This is a genomic window from Borborobacter arsenicus, assembly GCF_003934165.1.
Taxonomy (GTDB): domain Bacteria; phylum Pseudomonadota; class Alphaproteobacteria; order Rhizobiales; family Rhizobiaceae; genus Pseudaminobacter; species Pseudaminobacter arsenicus.
On the sequence record NZ_ML133509.1, the window covers coordinates 273,686 to 288,478 of the forward strand.

Sequence of the window (14,793 nt, forward strand, 5' to 3'; positions counted from 1 at the left end):
GCCCGAATGATATGGGGATCACAAGTTCATGAACTTGCCATGCGCAATCTTTTCATAGCCCTATTGCTCGTCTACCAGTGGGACCCGCCATGCAAATCGGTTCATTGTCGAAAGCCCTGTCGTTGAGCGCGCGGTCGCTTGCCGCCCTGTCGCTGGCAGCCACGCTGTCGGTCACGGCGTCGGTAACCGCCTTTGCGCAGAACCTGCCGATCGTGCGCGATGCCGAGATCGAGGCGCTGGTGCGCGACTATGCGCGCCCCATCCTCAAGGCCGCCGGTCTTTCCAAATCAGGCATCGACATCATCCTGGTCAATGACCGCAGCTTCAATGCGTTTGTCGCAGGCAGGCGCATGTTCATCAATACCGGCGCGCTCCTGCAATCGGAGACGCCGAACGAAATCATCGGCGTCATCGCGCATGAAGCCGGCCATATTGCCGGCGGCCACCAGGAGCGCCTGCGCGAGCAGATTGCACGCGCACAGACCATGGCGATCGTCGCCAGCCTGCTTGGTGCGGGCGCGATTGTCGCGGGTGCGGCGACGAATTCCGGCGAGCTTGCCCAGGCGGGCGGCGGCATCGCCATGGGCGGCGGCGAAATGGCGCGGCGCGGCCTGCTTGGCTATCAACGTACCGAGGAAGTGACGGCCGACCGCTCGGCCATCAGCTATCTGGAAGCGACGGGCCAGTCGGCCAAGGGCATGCTGACGACATTCAGCCGCTTCCAGAGCGCGCTCGCCCTTTCCGGTTCGCGGGTCGACCCCTATCAGGTCAGCCACCCGATGCCGCGCGAACGCATCGCCAATCTGGAGGAGCTGGCAAAGCGCAGCCCCTATTACAACCGCGAAGATTCGGCCACGCTGCAACAGCGCCACGACATGATGCGCGCCAAGATCGCGGTGCATACCGAGGGGCAAGGGGCATTTTCGCGGCTGCTGCGCAAGAATCCGGGCGGCCTGGCAGCCCAATATGGCGATACGCTCAACACCTATCTTAACGGTAACCCGCGTTCGGCCCTGTCGAAGGTGGACGCGCTCATCAAGCAGCAGCCGAAGAACCCCTATTTCCAAGAATTGCGCGGCGACATACTGATGAAGGCCAATCGCCCGGCGGACGCAGCCGAATCCTACGCCAGGGCGGTGCGACTCGATCCGGTCAAATCCGGCATATTGCCAATCTCCTATGGACAGGCGCTGATTGCGATGGGCACGCGCGACAGCCTGGAGAAGGCCGTCACGCAGATACGCACCGGTCTCGAGCGCGACCGCGAAAACAGCATCGGCTACCGTTATCTGGCCCAGGCCTATGGCCAGCTCGGCGATATTCCCGAGGCAGAACTCGCGACCGCCGAAGGCCATTTCTACCGCGGCGCCTATCAGGACGCGAAAATCTTCGCCATGCGCGCGCAGCAGCGCTTCAAGCGCGGCGCGCCAGGTTGGGTGCGCGCCCAGGACATCATCAATTTCAGGACGCCAAGGAAAAAATAGCGATCTGCGTGGCGGCCAGATGGAAGTTTTTTCGATGCCCGGCATGGGCTTCCGGCCCGATTGGCGCTAGAGCGTCCTGCGCGGACCTAAGAGAGATGGAAAGACGAAAATGAAAAAGGCGATATTGGTAAGTACCGGCAGCCTCGTCGTGGCGCTGGCGATGCTTGGCGCGGGCTTTGTCGCCGGTAAGCGGCAGCCGGCGATTGCCGATACGCCACCTGCAGCAAACGAGACCGCCGTCGCCGGCAATCAGCTTGGGCGCGAGGACGTCGAAAAGATCGTCCGGGACTATCTGCTCACCAATCCGGAAATCATGCTCGAGGTCCAGCAGGCGCTGGAGGTGAAGCGGCAGGATGAAGAGCGCGCGGCCAATGTCGCGACGATCGAGGACTCGCGGGCAGATATCTTCAACGCCGCCTATGACGGCGTGGTCGGCAACCCCGACGGCAAGGTCACGATCGTCGAGTTCTACGATTACAATTGCGGTTTCTGCAAACGCGCGCAGGAAGACATGCTGGCGCTGACGGAAGCCGACCCTGATTTGCGCTTCGTACTCAAGGAATTTCCGATTCTCGGGCCGGATTCGCAGAAGGCCCATGTGGTTTCCATGGCATTCCGGGCGATGGCGCCGGAAAAATATGGCAAGTTCCACAATCAGCTTCTCGGCGGCGAAGGCCGCGCGACGGAAGAAGGCGCCATCAAGATCGCATTGGCGCTCGGCGCCGACGAGGCCAAATTGCGCGAGGAGATGAAGAACCCCGCCATCGCGGAAGCATTCTCCAAGACCTATGAGCTTGCCAACAAGCTGTCGATCACCGGCACGCCTTCATACGTAGTCGGTAATGAGGTGATCTTCGGCGCGCTCGGCAAGGATGTACTGGCCGAAAAGATCGAGGCGGCCAAGGCCTGCGTGGACGGCGCCTGCTGAAAAAGCGCGCGGCGCGGATTGCGCAGTGTTGTGGACAGCAAAAGAACGGACTTGCGCTCTTTTCGCATCGGCTTAAGCCAATTATAGAGATTGCGGCGTGCCAAGTTGCGCTTGGTGCGGCGAGAGGTTTTCAGGTTGAAATCTGTTTTTATTCTGAACGGTCCCAATTTGAACGCGCTTGGCAAGCGCGAACCCGGAATCTATGGCGGCAAGACACTTGCGGACATAGAAGCAGATTGCCGTGAAACGGCCTCCGCACTGGGGCTGGCCGTCGAGTTCCGCCAATCCAACCATGAAGGCGACCTCGTCGACTGGATCCACGAAGCCGGTGACAAGGCTGCCGGCGTCGTGATCAATGCCGGCGCTTACACCCATACGTCGATTGCCATTCATGATGCCATCCGCGCGGTCTCCCCGCTGCCGGTGGTCGAAGTGCATTTGTCAAACATCCATGCGCGCGAGTCGTTTCGTCACGTCTCCATGATCGCCCCCGTGGCGGTCGGGATGATCTGCGGCTTCGGCCCGCACAGCTACACACTGGCGCTCCAGGCGCTCGCCGCCCGCCTCTGAGCGGCCGGACCAGAAGAAAAGGCTCGAATATGTCGATAAAGAAGACCGGTGTTGACCAGCAGCTCGTCCGCGACCTCGCAGGCATACTGAACGACACCAATCTGACCGAGATCGAGGTCGAGCTCGGCGACCTGAAGGTTCGCGTCTCGCGCCAGGCGGCTGCCGTTCATGCCGTTGCCGCACCGGTTGCTGCGCCCGCTTTCGTCAATTCCACGCCACAGCCGGCCAGCCCCGCGCCCGCCGCGGCACCGGCGGGCGCCGCGCCCGATGTCTCCAAGAATGCGGTGCCCTCGCCAATGGTGGGCACCGCCTATATGGCCCCCTCGCCCGACGCCAAGCCCTTCATTGAGGTTGGCCAGGCGGTCAAGGAAGGGCAGACGCTGCTGATCATCGAGGCGATGAAGACGATGAACCAGATCCCCTCGCCGCGTTCCGGTACGGTCACGGCGATCCTGTTTGAGGATGCGCAACCCGTCGAATACGGCATGCCCCTGGTCGTCATCGAATAGGTCCGGGATGTTTCAGAAAATCCTCATTGCCAATCGCGGCGAAATCGCCCTGCGCATCCTGCGCGCGGCCAAGGAACTGGGCATTCAGACGGTTGCCGTCCATTCGACCGCCGATGCCGACGCCATGCATGTCCGGCTTGCCGACGAGAGCGTGTGCATCGGTCCGCCTGCCTCGCGCGACAGCTATCTGAACATCCACCAGATCGTCGCCGCCTGCGAGATCACCGGCGCGGATGCGGTGCATCCGGGCTACGGCTTCCTGGCTGAGAACGCCAAATTTGCCGACATACTGGCGGCGCACAACATCACCTTCATCGGGCCCTCCGGTGACCATATCCGCGTCATGGGCGACAAAATCGAAGCCAAGCGTACCGCCAAGCGGCTCGGCATCCCGGTCGTGCCGGGCTCGGACGGCGCGGTTTCGGAAGAAGGAGAAGCCAAGCGCATTGCCGCCGAGATCGGCTACCCGGTCATCATCAAGGCTTCCGCAGGTGGCGGCGGGCGCGGCATGAAGGTAGCGCGCAGCGAGGCCGATCTCGAAATGGCGCTTGCCACGGCGCGCACCGAAGCCGGTGCGGCCTTTGGCGACGACGCCGTCTACATCGAGAAGTACCTGCAGAAGCCGCGCCACATCGAAGTCCAGATCTTCGGCGACGGCGCTGGAAAGGGTGTGCATCTCGGCGAACGCGACTGCTCGCTGCAGCGTCGTCACCAGAAGGTCTGGGAAGAAGCCAATTCGCCTGCCCTCAACGCTGAGGAGCGCTCGCGCATCGGCGACATCTGCGCCAAGGCGGTGGCCGATCTCGGCTATTCCGGCGCCGGCACGATCGAATTTCTCTACGAAGACGGCGAGTTCTATTTCATCGAAATGAACACCCGCCTCCAGGTGGAGCATACGATTACCGAAGCGATCACCGGCATCGACCTCGTGCATGAGCAGATCCGTGTCGCCTCGGGCGGTGGCCTATCGGTCACGCAGGACGATGTCCGCTTTCAGGGCCACGCCATCGAATGCCGCATCAATGCCGAGGACCCGCGCACCTTTGCGCCCTCACCCGGCACCATTACCCATTTCCACACACCGGGCGGGCTTGGGATACGCGTCGATTCAGGCGTCTATTCGGGCTACCGGATACCGCCTTACTATGACAGCCTGATCGGCAAGCTGATCGTGCACGGCCGCAACCGCGTGGAGTGCATGATGAGGCTGCGCCGCGCGCTCAACGAGTTCGTCGTCGACGGCATCAAGACCACCCTGCCGCTTTTCCAGGACCTTGTCGGCAATCAGGACATTGCCAATGGCGACTATGATATTCATTGGCTGGAAAAGCATCTGGCCGCTCACGACTAGGATATAATGGACCTGGACGAATCGTTCGGACGACCTTCATGCGCAGCGGCCGGATGACAGGGTTTAGCCAAGGGCTTGCAGTTGCAACCCGGTGCGTCGGCGGGTTTCTCCCATGACCCGACCCTACGCACCGGGCTATCGCATCCCACCCGATCTGCTCTTGAAGGCCTATGCCTCCGGCGTGTTTCCGATGGCCGAAAGCGCCACCGACCTAGAGGTCTTCTGGGTGCGCCCGGAAACACGCGGCATCATCCCGCTCGATGCGTTCCACGCTCCCAAAAGCCTGCGCAAGGCAATGCGCCAGAATCGTTTCGACATTCGCATAGATACCGACTTTGCCGGAGTCATCGAGGGTTGCGCCGAGATAAGGGATCAGCGCCAGACGACATGGATCAACACGCCGATCCGCGAGGCCTATATCCAGTTGCATGAGCGCGGCCATTGCCATTCGGTCGAGGCGTGGCGGGACGGCCGCCTTGTCGGCGGGCTCTATGGCGTCACGCTCGGGCGCGTCTTTTTCGGCGAAAGCATGTTTTCAAGGGAAACGGATGCCTCGAAAGTCTGCCTAGTTCACCTTGTCGAAAGGCTGAACGACCGTGGCTTCGTGCTTCTCGACACGCAATTCACCACCGAACATCTGAAGCGCTTCGGCGCGATCGACGTGCGGCGGGTCAAATATGAGAAGATGCTGGAGGAAGCGCTGGAGGGTCAGGCGGCAGTCTTCTACCCCTGAACGAGTCGCCTGCTATTTGCTCTTCGCCGATTCCGGCGGCGGGACGTCCGACTTCGATTTGCAGCCCTTCAGCCACACGTCGTAGACGGCGTGCTCGACAGCATTCAAGCCGGGGCTTTCAGCGAACATCCAGCCGGTGAAAATCCGGCGTATCTTGCGGTCCAGCGTGATTTCGTCCACCTCGACGAAGGAATCCGTCTTCGGCTCCTCGCTTTCGGGACGCGAATAGCAGACCCGCGGGGTCACCTGTAACGCACCGAACTGCACGGTCTCATCGATATAGACATCAAAGGTGATGATGCGGCCGGTGATCTTGTCGACACCGGTGAATTCGGCGACCGGATTCTTGATGCGATGGACCGTCGGCGCCGGCGCCGGCGTTTCAGAGGGCGCAGGCCCCTCCGGCTGCTGCTCCTGAGCCGAGACAGGTGCCGAGATCAGCGCGAGCACGGTAACCGCTGCCGCACCGGGAACCAGCAAGGATCGAAATTGCGAGATACGGCCGAAAATCGTCATAGCAATACCGGTGGCTGCGCATTGGGCGCCGTCGTCCGCACCACACTGCTGCGCGCGAACAGTTCCCGCACGCAAGTAACTGCCAAATGTGGCGAGAAATTACGCCGCTGCAGCTTATTCAAGAACCGGGCGTCCAGGCGTCGTAATCGCCGGTCACCTGCGGGCGGCGACCAGCTCCCAGCAGCGAGCCCTTCGGCCGATAGGCGGCGGCAGTGCCGGTCAGGTTCGGCTGATGCGGCTTTTGCCACTCCCAAGGCTTATAGTTTTCGCGCGACGGCGGCGTGTCGACGCGGTGATGAATCCAGCCGTGCCAGCCTGCCGGTATCTGCGAGGCCTCGACGAGATCCTTGTAGATCACCCAGCGCCGGGTGCGGCCTTCCGAATCGGTGCCGCCTTCGTAGTAGATGTTTCCTGCCTCGTCGCGGCCGACTTCGGTGCCATGGCGCCATGTGTGATAGCGCGTGGCCAGGGTCTGACTGCTCCACCAGGTGAAAAACTGCAGGAGAAAATTCTTCATTCGATTCCCCGCGACCTCAAGCGCGTCCGTCTTCTCCCCGCCTTATGGCGCCCGCCCGGCCTTATGGCAAGGGCTGAGCCTCAAGCTTCAGCTTGAATCCGGCATGGCTCTGTTCAAATCCCAGCCGGCGATAGAAGCGATGGGCGTCGGTCCGTTTCAGGTTGGAGGTCAGGTGGACTGATTTTGCGTCGCAATCCCTCGCCTGCCGGACGGCAAAGCGGATCATCTTTTCACCTATGCCCATGCCGCGTTTGTCGGTTCGGGTCTGCACCGCTTCGATGCGAAGGCTGGGGGCCCCTTGCCCGGTCATGGAAACGATCAGCGTCGTCTGGAAGGTGCCGACCACCTCGCCATCGAGCTCGGCGACATAGAGCATGTCGTTGGCGCTGGCCTCGATGCGATCAAAAGCTGCCTGATAAAGCGGCAGCGCTGCCGGATCGGTGGTGTCGCCATGACCGCCAAGTTCGTCGGCTGCGAAAAGAGCGACGATTGCCGCAATATCCGCAGAGTTGGCAGGGCGGATCGTCAGGGATTGCAGCGTGTCCTGCATTGTGGCGCTCCGGCTCAGCCGAGCTTCTTTTCCAGCACCAATGCGGGAATGTCGGTATCCTCTGGACCGCAATTTTCGATGACGCCCGAATGAACGAAGCCATGTTTGCGGTAGAATGCGAGGGCTGGCGCATTCGCCGCCTCGACTTCCAGGCGCACCAATTGCGCATCCGGGAAACAGCCCTCGATCTCGCTCAGCAGCATCTGGCCGATGCCGGCCCGCTGATGGTCGGGGTGAACATAGAGCTGCTGCAAGATCACCGTTTTCTGATCGGAAGTCGCGGCCGCAAAAGCCATGCCGCCGATCTGGTTGCCGTCATCGGCAACCAGGAATTCCGAATTCGGCCGCAGCAGCCGCGCCTTCAACGAGGCGATGGAATGCCAGTCATTGGTGATCTCGTCGACCTGACGCTCGCCATAGATATCGTCATATGTCGCATGCCATGTCGTGACCAGCAGCTCGCGAATGGCTGGCAGATCACGTTCGCCGGCGCTGCGGATAAACATGACTATTCGACGATTCCCAGCTTTGCCTTGACCAGATCGTTGACTGCCTGCGGGTTGGCCTTGCCACCAGTTGCCTTCATCACCTGGCCGACGAACCAGCCCGCCATGCTCGGCTTGGCGCGAGCCTGCTCGGCCTTGTCGGGATTAGCGGCAATCACCTCATCGACGGCCTTTTCAATCGCGCCAGTATCGGTGACCTGCTTCATGCCGCGGCTTTCGACCACTTCGCGCGGGTTTCCGCCCTCGTTCCAGACAATCTCGAACAGGTCCTTGGCGATCTTGCCAGAAATGGTGCCGTCCTTGATCAGGTCGATGATCGCGCCAAGCTGATCGGGTGAAACGGGTGTTTCTTCAATATCCTTGCCTGATTTGTTCAAGGCACCCAGCAGGTCGTTGATGACCCAGTTGGCGGCGAGCTTGCCGTCGCGCCCGGCTGCCACCTTCTCGAAATAATCGGCAATCGCCTTTTCCGAGATCAGGATGGAAGCGTCGTAGACCGAAAGGCCGAGGCTAGAGATCAGCCGCGCTCGCTTGTCGTCGGGAAGCTCGGGCAGATCGGCGGCCAGCGCATCGACATAGGCCTGGTCGAATTCAAGCGGCAAAAGGTCCGGATCGGGGAAGTAGCGATAGTCATGCGCCTCTTCCTTGGAGCGCATCGAGCGCGTCTCGCCCTTGTTCGGGTCGAACAGCCGGGTTTCCTGGTCAATGCTGCCGCCATCTTCCAGAACGGCGATCTGCCGGCGCGCTTCGTATTCGATCGCCTGGCCGACGAAGCGGATGGAATTGACGTTCTTGATCTCGCAGCGCGTGCCGAACTCGCCGCCAGGCCGGCGTACCGAGACGTTGACGTCGGCACGCATCGAGCCTTCGTCCATATTGCCGTCGCAGGTGCCGAGATAGCGCACGATCGTGCGGAGCTTGGTGAGATAGGCCTTCGCCTCGTCGGCCGAGCGTATGTCCGGCTTGGAGACGATCTCCATCAGCGCCACGCCCGATCGGTTCAGGTCGACATAGGACATGGTCGGATGCTGGTCGTGCATCGACTTGCCGGCATCCTGCTCCAGATGCAGCCGCTCGATGCCGACTTCGATCTCCTCAAACTCACCCTTTTTGTCGGGGCCGACGGACACGATCACGGTGCCCTCGCCGACGATCGGCTGCTTGAACTGCGAAATCTGATAGCCCTGCGGCAGATCCGGGTAGAAATAATTCTTCCGGTCGAAAACGGACTTGTGATTGATCTTGGCCTTCAGGCCGAGCCCGGTACGGATCGCCTGCTTGACGCATTCCTCATTGATGACCGGCAGCATGCCGGGCATGGCGGCGTCGACCAGGCTGACATTGGCATTGGGCGCGGCGCCGAACGCCGTGGAAGCGCCGGAAAACAGCTTGGCATTGGACGTGACCTGCGCATGCACCTCCATGCCGATGACGATTTCCCAATCGCCGGTGGCGCCGGGGATCAGGCGTTTGGGGTCTGGAGTGCGCGTATCGATGATGGACATAGGGCCTACGTTATCCGCGTGTTTTCGTGTCGGTTCTCGCTAGTCCAAACACGCGAGCGAGGCAAGCGGAGTAAGTCGGGTGACTTAGTTTTGGCCGACAGAAGCCGGCCAAAACCCTTTGGGAAATCGGCTCGAATTAAGCCGTGGCAATGTAGGCCCGGATTTCGGCCGCTTCTCGCTCGACATCCTCGATACGGCGCTTGACCACGTCGCCGATGGAGACAATGCCGTCCAGCATGCCATCCTTCTCGACCGGCAAATGCCGGAACCGGCCCTTGGTCATGATCTCCATCAGTTCGTTGACCGTGTGGTTTTCATTGCAGATATTGACCTTCGGGGTCATGGCCGCCCGTACCGACTGATCCAGTGCGGCAGCACCTTCCCTGGCGAGGACCCGCACAATGTCGCGTTCCGACAGAATGCCGACGATCTTGCGGTCGCCATTCGTGATCACCAATGCGCCGATGCGGTGTTCGGCCAGGATTTTTATCGCTTCCGTTAGTTTCTCGTTGGGTCCGAGCGTGAAAACATCATGACCCTTCTGCTCGAGAATTGCCTTCACCGTCATGGCGCTCCTCCTCTGCGTTGCTGCCCGCCAGATTTCGCTTCACGCATTGTATATCGTGCTCTGGGAATCGCGCCTTTTCAAGCCCGAAGCAGACAGGCCCGCACTGGTCGGTTAGGTGCGCCGAGGCTCGAAATATTGGATGGCGAGGAAGCCGACCAGAAATCCGCCGACATGCGCTTCCCAGGCGATGCTGTTTTCTTCGCCTGGCGCGAAGCTGATGAAGCCGCTGACCAGATTGATCACCATCCAGACCAGCAGGAAGGTGACCACGGTGCGCGAACGGAAAACCATCGCCACGGGCAAGGTCGGGCCACCGAAAGCCGCCCGGCCGGCCGAGTGGTCGATCTGGAAGCCGAATCGAGCGGCAGCGCCCATCATCCCCGAAATCGCGCCGGACGCGCCCACCAGCGGGGCATGATCGAGCGGATGCAGCGCATAGTGGAGCGCGGCTGCCGCCAGGGCGGAAACCACCCAGAACGCGGTGAATCGCGCCGCGCCGATACGATTGGCCAAAGGCGAACCGAAGGCGGCAAGCCAGATCATGTTGATCACCAGATGAGCGACGCTGCCGTGCAGGAACGCATAGGTTATCGGGCTGGTCAGCGCGTAGATGTCGATCTCATATTCGCCTGAATAGCGGATCGGGATGAAAGCCGCGCGCAAAAGCAGCCCGAAATCTTGGTCGGGCGTAAGAAGGTAGAGCCGAATCAGGTGAAGCGCGACGCAAAGCCCGAGAGCCGCGACCACAATAAAAGGCAGGTTGAAAACCGGCTCGCGGTATCGCGGCGCTTGTTCTTCATCGTCTTGGTCTTGTTGCATCGGCGGCGGGCTCGGAACTCGATACGCTACCTTTAGGGCGGGCGAATCATAAAAGAAAGCCGTCCAAAGGTTGCGCCCCTGGACGGCCGGTCGAGCCCCCTGCTCTCCCAAAACTTTGACTGAACCCAGACCGCATCACGCTGAAACGGCCGCCTGCGATGTGTTTTCAGCCTCGCATGAGGCCGCCAGCGGCACAACCTAAACCAATCATTAACCTTAACAGCCCCCACCGGTTAACAAGCAGACGACCGGACTGGCATGCAACCTGCTCCACCCCGCATGTAGTTCCTCGGACAACGCCCATCTGTTCGCCGATGGAACATGAAGACGACGACCGATGGCGCGGAGCGGAGCAGCATGAAACACAATGGTTCAATCGAACTGTTCCATTATTGGAACCGATTGCGCAGCGGGCGCCGCGCGCCGAAGCGAACCGAGATCGAGCCGGTCGACATCAAGGCGCTGCTTGCCGATACATTCATCCTCGAGCGCGACACACGTGGAGAAGCCGTCTTTCGCCTTGCCGGCACAAGGCTTTGCGCGACCTTCGGGCGCGAACTGAAGGGTTTCTCCTTTCCGTCACTATGGCGCGAAAAGGACCGCCGCCTGGTCGCCCGACTCGTCTTTGGCGTGTTCCAGTCCAAATCCGTGATCGTCATAGGCTTCGACGGCCGGTCCCAGAATGGCCGCTCGCTTGAGTTCGAACTGCTTATGCTTCCGCTTGACGGCGGCATCGAAAATCCGCGCGCCATGGGCGTGATATCGCCGGCCGAAAAGCCCTTCTGGCTTGGCACCGATCCCATCAATGATGCCCTGATCGATTCGGTCAGGGTGATTGATCCGGATCGCGAGCCGATGTTCCTGAAGAACCGGCCCAGCGTGACCGTGCCGCCTCTCGTGCCAAGCGAGCGAGCACTTGCACAACCGGTGGGTAACCTTGATGGTGCGAGGCGCATCCGCCACCTTGTGGTACTGCCCGGCGGCCGCGAAAAATAGCCCGCCCGGATAGCGGAAAAGCACAGATTACAGCTTGTTAACCTCTGCGGCGCTAATTTGATCATGAAATCGTGCGCATGAGCATGACAGGTCGATGGGAACAGAGGCAGCTATGAGGGCAGCGGCGATCAATTACGCGCCGTCGGTAGCGGAAAAGCGCAATTTTCAGCGTGTCCGCGTCAAAATCTATGGCCGCTTCATGCTGGAAGACCGCAGCGAGCACTCATGCCAAGTGGTCGATATGTCGCCAGGCAATGTGGCACTGCGCACCGACCGGATCGGAAATCCTGGTGAAAAGATCATCGCCTATATCGACCATATCGGCCGCATAGAAGGCGTCGTCACGCGAACGATGCAGGATGGTTTTGCCATGACCATCATTGCCTCCGATCGCAAGCGCGACAAGCTTGCGGCGCAGCTTACGTGGCTCGCCAACAAGCATGAGCTCGATCTGCCTGAGGATCGGCGTCACGAGCGCGTCGCGCCGCGCAACCCGATGAGTGTGCTGCATCTCATGGACGGCCGCCACTACCAATGCCGCATCATCGACCTGTCACTCTCCGGCGCGGCACTCGAAATCGATGTGAAACCCGCTTTGGGCGTCCAGGTCATGCTTGGCGCCATGCGTGCCCAGGTCGTGCGCCATTTCGAAGATGGCGTGGCGATCGAGTTCGCCGTCGTGCAGCGACCCGAAACGCTCGATACGGAATTCAACCGCGCCGCTTCCTGAGCGCCCTAGCTTCATCCTTCTTTGTACAGAGCGGTAACTGCACCCACAGGTGCAGGCCGGCTGCCACCTATGCGGCTGAGCAAAGGCGGATTTTGGCTGACGCCTTACACTCCGTAACACGCTCCTCGCGCAGATACTGTGATCCTCTCCCTTCGCGGATACCGTCATCGGGGGCTTTCACATGCATGTGAGTTACTGAGCCTTGGCTGCAATGCGTTCAATTTGACGTAAATTTTATTCTTATTATATACTTCCCATCTATAAAGTTCTTTCGAATTTCCTTTCAATTTTACTCAACATCTACTTCTACTTTTTGCGTGGAATAAATCCCCCTCTGTCATTGTGGCGTCAAACGGGGACGCATCACAATGATAACAACAAAATCCATGTCGCTGCTCATCGCGGCGATTTTCGGTCTGGGCGGGCTTGTCGGCACTGCTAATGCGGCAGAATCCTTCATGGCGACGGCCGGCCGCACCACGCAACCGGTGGGGCATTATGTTTTTTGCCAGAAGCTGCCGGAAGAATGCGGCCAGAAAACCGCCAAGCGGGCTCCGGTCCAGTTGACGCGCGCGCTTTGGGCCGCAATCGTCGAGGTCAACAACGCCGTCAACATGGAAGTGACGCCGCTGACCGACATGGAGATCTGGGGCCAGGAAGAATACTGGTCCTATCCTGATGGACAGGGCGACTGTGAAGACTATGTGCTGGAAAAGCGCCGCCGGCTGATGGCGCTCGGCGTGCCGGCCGGCGACTTGCTGATAACCGTTGCGCGCCAGCCCAATGGCGATGGCCATGCCGTGCTCACGGTGCGCACCAGCCACGGCGAATTCGTGCTCGACAATCTGGAACCCCGCGTCCTGGCCTGGGCCGAGACCGAATATACCTATCTGAAACGCCAGTCCGAACGGAATTCGGGTGTATGGGTCCAGATCAATGACGGCCGCGCCGACGCCGTTGCCAGCGTCCGCTGAGACACAGGCAGACATAGATCCAGGAAAACCCGGTCGAGTCCCCACCCTCCCCGTCCCAAACGACCGGGTCCAGGAGCCGGCCCATCCCCTGGGTCGGCTCCGCCTTTTACCGGTTCAGATCCGGCTTAGCCCAGCCTTGAACCGCCAGGCGTTCTTCACATAGTGGGCGGCCGACTTGCGCAGTCCCTCGACGGCGTTTTCGTCCAGCACCCTGACCACCTTTGCGGGCGAACCGACGATCAATGAATTGTCGGGAAATGTCTTTCCTTCCGTGACCAGAGCACCGGCGCCGACCAGGCAATTCCTGCCGATGACCGCTCCATTCAGCACGATGGCCCCCATGCCGATCAGGCTGTTGTCACCGATGGTGCAGCCATGCAGCATCGCGCGGTGTCCAATCGTGCAACCCGTGCCGATGGTAAGCGGGAAGCCGGGATCAGTGTGCATCACGCTGTATTCCTGCACATTCGTATCGGCACCGATGACAATCGGGTCATTGTCGCCGCGGATGACGGCCCCGAACCAGATGCCGACATTGCGTCCGATGCGCACATTGCCGATCACAGTGGCGTCCGGCGCGATCCAGTTGCTGTCGCGCGCCTCAAATTCGGGGGCAATGCCATCAAGCGCATAAAGCGGCATATTTAGCCTCTCTTCTTCCATTGCAGGAGAAACCTGTGTTTGACCTGACCGCGAGTCGGCCGGCATTTACCCGTCATTTACCATGAAACTGCAAAGTCGGCTCCACTGGGCATGCGTTCGAGAGCCGCAAGATGCGCCTGGAACGTTCGGGGAAATTCCACGATGGGGCAGGCAACGCCGCAAGACACGATCCGCACGATCGACTCGGGCTTGATGCTGAAGGTGCTTTACGCCTTCACCGTTCTTGTCCTGCTGTCGGCTGTCATCAGCATCGGCGGGAAATGGTTCGGCGCGTCGATCGTCATGGCCGGTCATTCGGACTCGACCAGGGTGCATGAGATCGTCATCGGCAACAATGTGCTGGCTGTCCGCGCCAATATGATCCGCTTTGAGCGCGCGCGCCGCGACGGCATCGCGGCCCGAGTCGACCTCTATATGCGCTGGCCCGACATGGAAGGCTATTCGGCGGAAGCACGGGATGATTTCAACAATGTCGGCGGTGCCAAGCGCATCCTATTCGTGTCGATAGAGGAACAGACGATGTCACGCGACATGAGCGGGCGCTTTGCACCCATCTACAGTTCGCTGATTGCGCAGTCCGGCAAACCCGGCCCGGCGGGAACCATATTCCATGAATTTTCTGAAAAGTCGGGCTATTTGAACGAAGTCCTGGTGGTCGCGACCCGCGCAGGCAAGGACCCTTTTGTCGCTCGCTGCCTGACCGGCGCCAACGCCGCGGATTCACTGGCGCCGTGTGAACGCGACATCCATATCGGCGATCATCTCAGCCTGATCTATCGATTCCCGAAAGAACTGCTCGGCGAATGGCAGGCGCTGGAAGCGAGCATGGCCAAGAAGGCGGCAGCGTTACTGAAGACGGGGAAGGAGCGGTAAG

Annotated in this window: 18 protein-coding genes; 10 read left to right on the top strand and 8 right to left on the bottom strand. The window is 60.5% G+C overall.

Features of this window, described 5'->3' with window-relative positions; all coding sequences use genetic code 11:
* Positions 1-89: 89 nt before the first annotated feature.
* From EET67_RS02860 to aat, 6 genes are all read left to right on the top strand, one after another.
* On the top strand, positions 90-1,484 hold the full coding sequence (locus EET67_RS02860) for a M48 family metalloprotease (RefSeq protein WP_128624711.1): 1,395 nt from the start codon (positions 90-92) through the stop codon (positions 1,482-1,484).
* A 109-nt stretch (positions 1,485-1,593) separates the two neighbouring features.
* A complete protein-coding gene (locus EET67_RS02865; RefSeq protein ID WP_128624712.1) occupies positions 1,594-2,412 on the top strand; it encodes a DsbA family protein in 819 nt (272 codons plus the stop codon).
* A gap of 135 nt (positions 2,413-2,547) precedes the next feature.
* Positions 2,548-2,982, top strand: coding sequence for a type II 3-dehydroquinate dehydratase (aroQ, locus tag EET67_RS02870; RefSeq protein WP_128624855.1), 435 nt, complete (start codon positions 2,548-2,550; stop codon positions 2,980-2,982).
* Positions 2,983-3,011: 29 nt separating this feature from the next.
* Entirely contained in the window at positions 3,012-3,491 is a 480-nt protein-coding gene (accB, locus tag EET67_RS02875; protein WP_128624713.1) for an acetyl-CoA carboxylase biotin carboxyl carrier protein, read from the top strand.
* Between the two features lie 7 nt (positions 3,492-3,498).
* Positions 3,499-4,842, top strand: coding sequence for an acetyl-CoA carboxylase biotin carboxylase subunit (accC, locus tag EET67_RS02880; protein WP_128624714.1), 1,344 nt, complete (start codon positions 3,499-3,501; stop codon positions 4,840-4,842).
* Positions 4,843-4,954: 112 nt separating this feature from the next.
* Entirely contained in the window at positions 4,955-5,575 is a 621-nt protein-coding gene (gene aat / locus EET67_RS02885) for a leucyl/phenylalanyl-tRNA--protein transferase (RefSeq protein WP_128624715.1), read from the top strand.
* A gap of 12 nt (positions 5,576-5,587) precedes the next feature.
* On the opposite strand, the gene EET67_RS02890 is transcribed toward aat, so the two are convergent.
* The 7 genes from EET67_RS02890 to EET67_RS02920 form a co-directional block, all read right to left on the bottom strand.
* Positions 5,588-6,091 (bottom strand): DUF2155 domain-containing protein, encoded by a 504-nt coding sequence (locus tag EET67_RS02890; protein WP_128624716.1) that lies wholly within the window; start codon positions 6,089-6,091, stop codon positions 5,588-5,590.
* A gap of 118 nt (positions 6,092-6,209) precedes the next feature.
* On the bottom strand, positions 6,210-6,608 hold the full coding sequence (locus EET67_RS02895) for an NADH:ubiquinone oxidoreductase subunit NDUFA12 (protein WP_128624717.1): 399 nt from the start codon (positions 6,606-6,608) through the stop codon (positions 6,210-6,212).
* Between the two features lie 61 nt (positions 6,609-6,669).
* The gene (locus tag EET67_RS02900; RefSeq protein ID WP_128624718.1) at positions 6,670-7,158 is read right to left on the bottom strand and encodes a GNAT family N-acetyltransferase; all 489 of its coding nucleotides are present in this window, start codon (positions 7,156-7,158) and stop codon (positions 6,670-6,672) included.
* Positions 7,159-7,172: 14 nt separating this feature from the next.
* Positions 7,173-7,664 carry a GNAT family N-acetyltransferase gene (locus EET67_RS02905; RefSeq protein ID WP_128624719.1) on the bottom strand — a complete coding sequence of 164 codons (492 nt, stop codon included), beginning with the start codon at positions 7,662-7,664 and terminating at the stop codon, positions 7,173-7,175.
* Between the two features lie 2 nt (positions 7,665-7,666).
* Positions 7,667-9,169, bottom strand: a complete 1,503-nt coding sequence (gatB, locus tag EET67_RS02910) for an Asp-tRNA(Asn)/Glu-tRNA(Gln) amidotransferase subunit GatB (RefSeq protein ID WP_128624720.1) — start codon at positions 9,167-9,169, stop codon at positions 7,667-7,669.
* Positions 9,170-9,305: 136 nt separating this feature from the next.
* The gene (locus EET67_RS02915; protein WP_128624721.1) at positions 9,306-9,737 is read right to left on the bottom strand and encodes a CBS domain-containing protein; all 432 of its coding nucleotides are present in this window, start codon (positions 9,735-9,737) and stop codon (positions 9,306-9,308) included.
* 111 nt (positions 9,738-9,848) lie between these two features.
* Positions 9,849-10,556: a rhomboid family intramembrane serine protease gene (locus tag EET67_RS02920; RefSeq protein ID WP_128624722.1), complete on the bottom strand. Its 708-nt coding sequence runs from the start codon at positions 10,554-10,556 to the stop codon at positions 9,849-9,851.
* A gap of 357 nt (positions 10,557-10,913) precedes the next feature.
* On the opposite strand from EET67_RS02920, the gene EET67_RS02925 reads away from it, so the two are divergent.
* The 3 genes from EET67_RS02925 (at position 10,914) to EET67_RS02935 (ending at position 13,256) form a co-directional block, all read left to right on the top strand.
* The gene (locus tag EET67_RS02925; protein ID WP_128624723.1) at positions 10,914-11,552 is read left to right on the top strand and encodes a PAS domain-containing protein; all 639 of its coding nucleotides are present in this window, start codon (positions 10,914-10,916) and stop codon (positions 11,550-11,552) included.
* 112 nt (positions 11,553-11,664) lie between these two features.
* On the top strand, positions 11,665-12,282 hold the full coding sequence (locus tag EET67_RS02930) for a PilZ domain-containing protein (RefSeq protein ID WP_128624856.1): 618 nt from the start codon (positions 11,665-11,667) through the stop codon (positions 12,280-12,282).
* A 458-nt stretch (positions 12,283-12,740) separates the two neighbouring features.
* Positions 12,741-13,256: a transglutaminase-like cysteine peptidase gene (locus EET67_RS02935; protein ID WP_425359498.1), complete on the top strand. Its 516-nt coding sequence runs from the start codon at positions 12,741-12,743 to the stop codon at positions 13,254-13,256.
* Positions 13,257-13,370: 114 nt separating this feature from the next.
* Here the strand turns inward: EET67_RS02935 and EET67_RS02940 are convergent, their stop codons facing one another.
* Positions 13,371-13,898: a gamma carbonic anhydrase family protein gene (locus EET67_RS02940; protein ID WP_128624725.1), complete on the bottom strand. Its 528-nt coding sequence runs from the start codon at positions 13,896-13,898 to the stop codon at positions 13,371-13,373.
* Between the two features lie 162 nt (positions 13,899-14,060).
* Here EET67_RS02940 and EET67_RS02945 point away from each other — a divergent pair, with 162 nt between their 5' ends.
* Complete coding sequence (locus tag EET67_RS02945; protein ID WP_128624726.1) at positions 14,061-14,792, top strand: hypothetical protein; 732 nt, start codon at positions 14,061-14,063, stop codon at positions 14,790-14,792.
* Position 14,793 lies beyond the last annotated feature (1 nt).

Coding starts and splice junctions, on each gene's coding strand:
- EET67_RS02860 (WP_128624711.1), top strand. CDS start 90: ATGCAAATCGGTTCATTGTCGAAAGCCCTGTCGTTGAGCGCGCGGTCG.
- EET67_RS02865 (WP_128624712.1), top strand. CDS start 1,594: ATGAAAAAGGCGATATTGGTAAGTACCGGCAGCCTCGTCGTGGCGCTG.
- accB (WP_128624713.1), top strand. CDS start 3,012: ATGTCGATAAAGAAGACCGGTGTTGACCAGCAGCTCGTCCGCGACCTC.
- accC (WP_128624714.1), top strand. CDS start 3,499: ATGTTTCAGAAAATCCTCATTGCCAATCGCGGCGAAATCGCCCTGCGC.
- aat (WP_128624715.1), top strand. CDS start 4,955: ATGACCCGACCCTACGCACCGGGCTATCGCATCCCACCCGATCTGCTC.
- EET67_RS02890 (WP_128624716.1), bottom strand. CDS start 6,091: ATGACGATTTTCGGCCGTATCTCGCAATTTCGATCCTTGCTGGTTCCC.
- EET67_RS02895 (WP_128624717.1), bottom strand. CDS start 6,608: ATGAAGAATTTTCTCCTGCAGTTTTTCACCTGGTGGAGCAGTCAGACC.
- EET67_RS02900 (WP_128624718.1), bottom strand. CDS start 7,158: ATGCAGGACACGCTGCAATCCCTGACGATCCGCCCTGCCAACTCTGCG.
- EET67_RS02905 (WP_128624719.1), bottom strand. CDS start 7,664: ATGTTTATCCGCAGCGCCGGCGAACGTGATCTGCCAGCCATTCGCGAG.
- gatB (WP_128624720.1), bottom strand. CDS start 9,169: ATGTCCATCATCGATACGCGCACTCCAGACCCCAAACGCCTGATCCCC.
- EET67_RS02915 (WP_128624721.1), bottom strand. CDS start 9,737: ATGACGGTGAAGGCAATTCTCGAGCAGAAGGGTCATGATGTTTTCACG.
- EET67_RS02920 (WP_128624722.1), bottom strand. CDS start 10,556: ATGCAACAAGACCAAGACGATGAAGAACAAGCGCCGCGATACCGCGAG.
- EET67_RS02925 (WP_128624723.1), top strand. CDS start 10,914: ATGAAACACAATGGTTCAATCGAACTGTTCCATTATTGGAACCGATTG.
- EET67_RS02930 (WP_128624856.1), top strand. CDS start 11,665: ATGAGGGCAGCGGCGATCAATTACGCGCCGTCGGTAGCGGAAAAGCGC.
- EET67_RS02935 (WP_425359498.1), top strand. CDS start 12,741: ATGGCGACGGCCGGCCGCACCACGCAACCGGTGGGGCATTATGTTTTT.
- EET67_RS02940 (WP_128624725.1), bottom strand. CDS start 13,898: ATGCCGCTTTATGCGCTTGATGGCATTGCCCCCGAATTTGAGGCGCGC.
- EET67_RS02945 (WP_128624726.1), top strand. CDS start 14,061: ATGGGGCAGGCAACGCCGCAAGACACGATCCGCACGATCGACTCGGGC.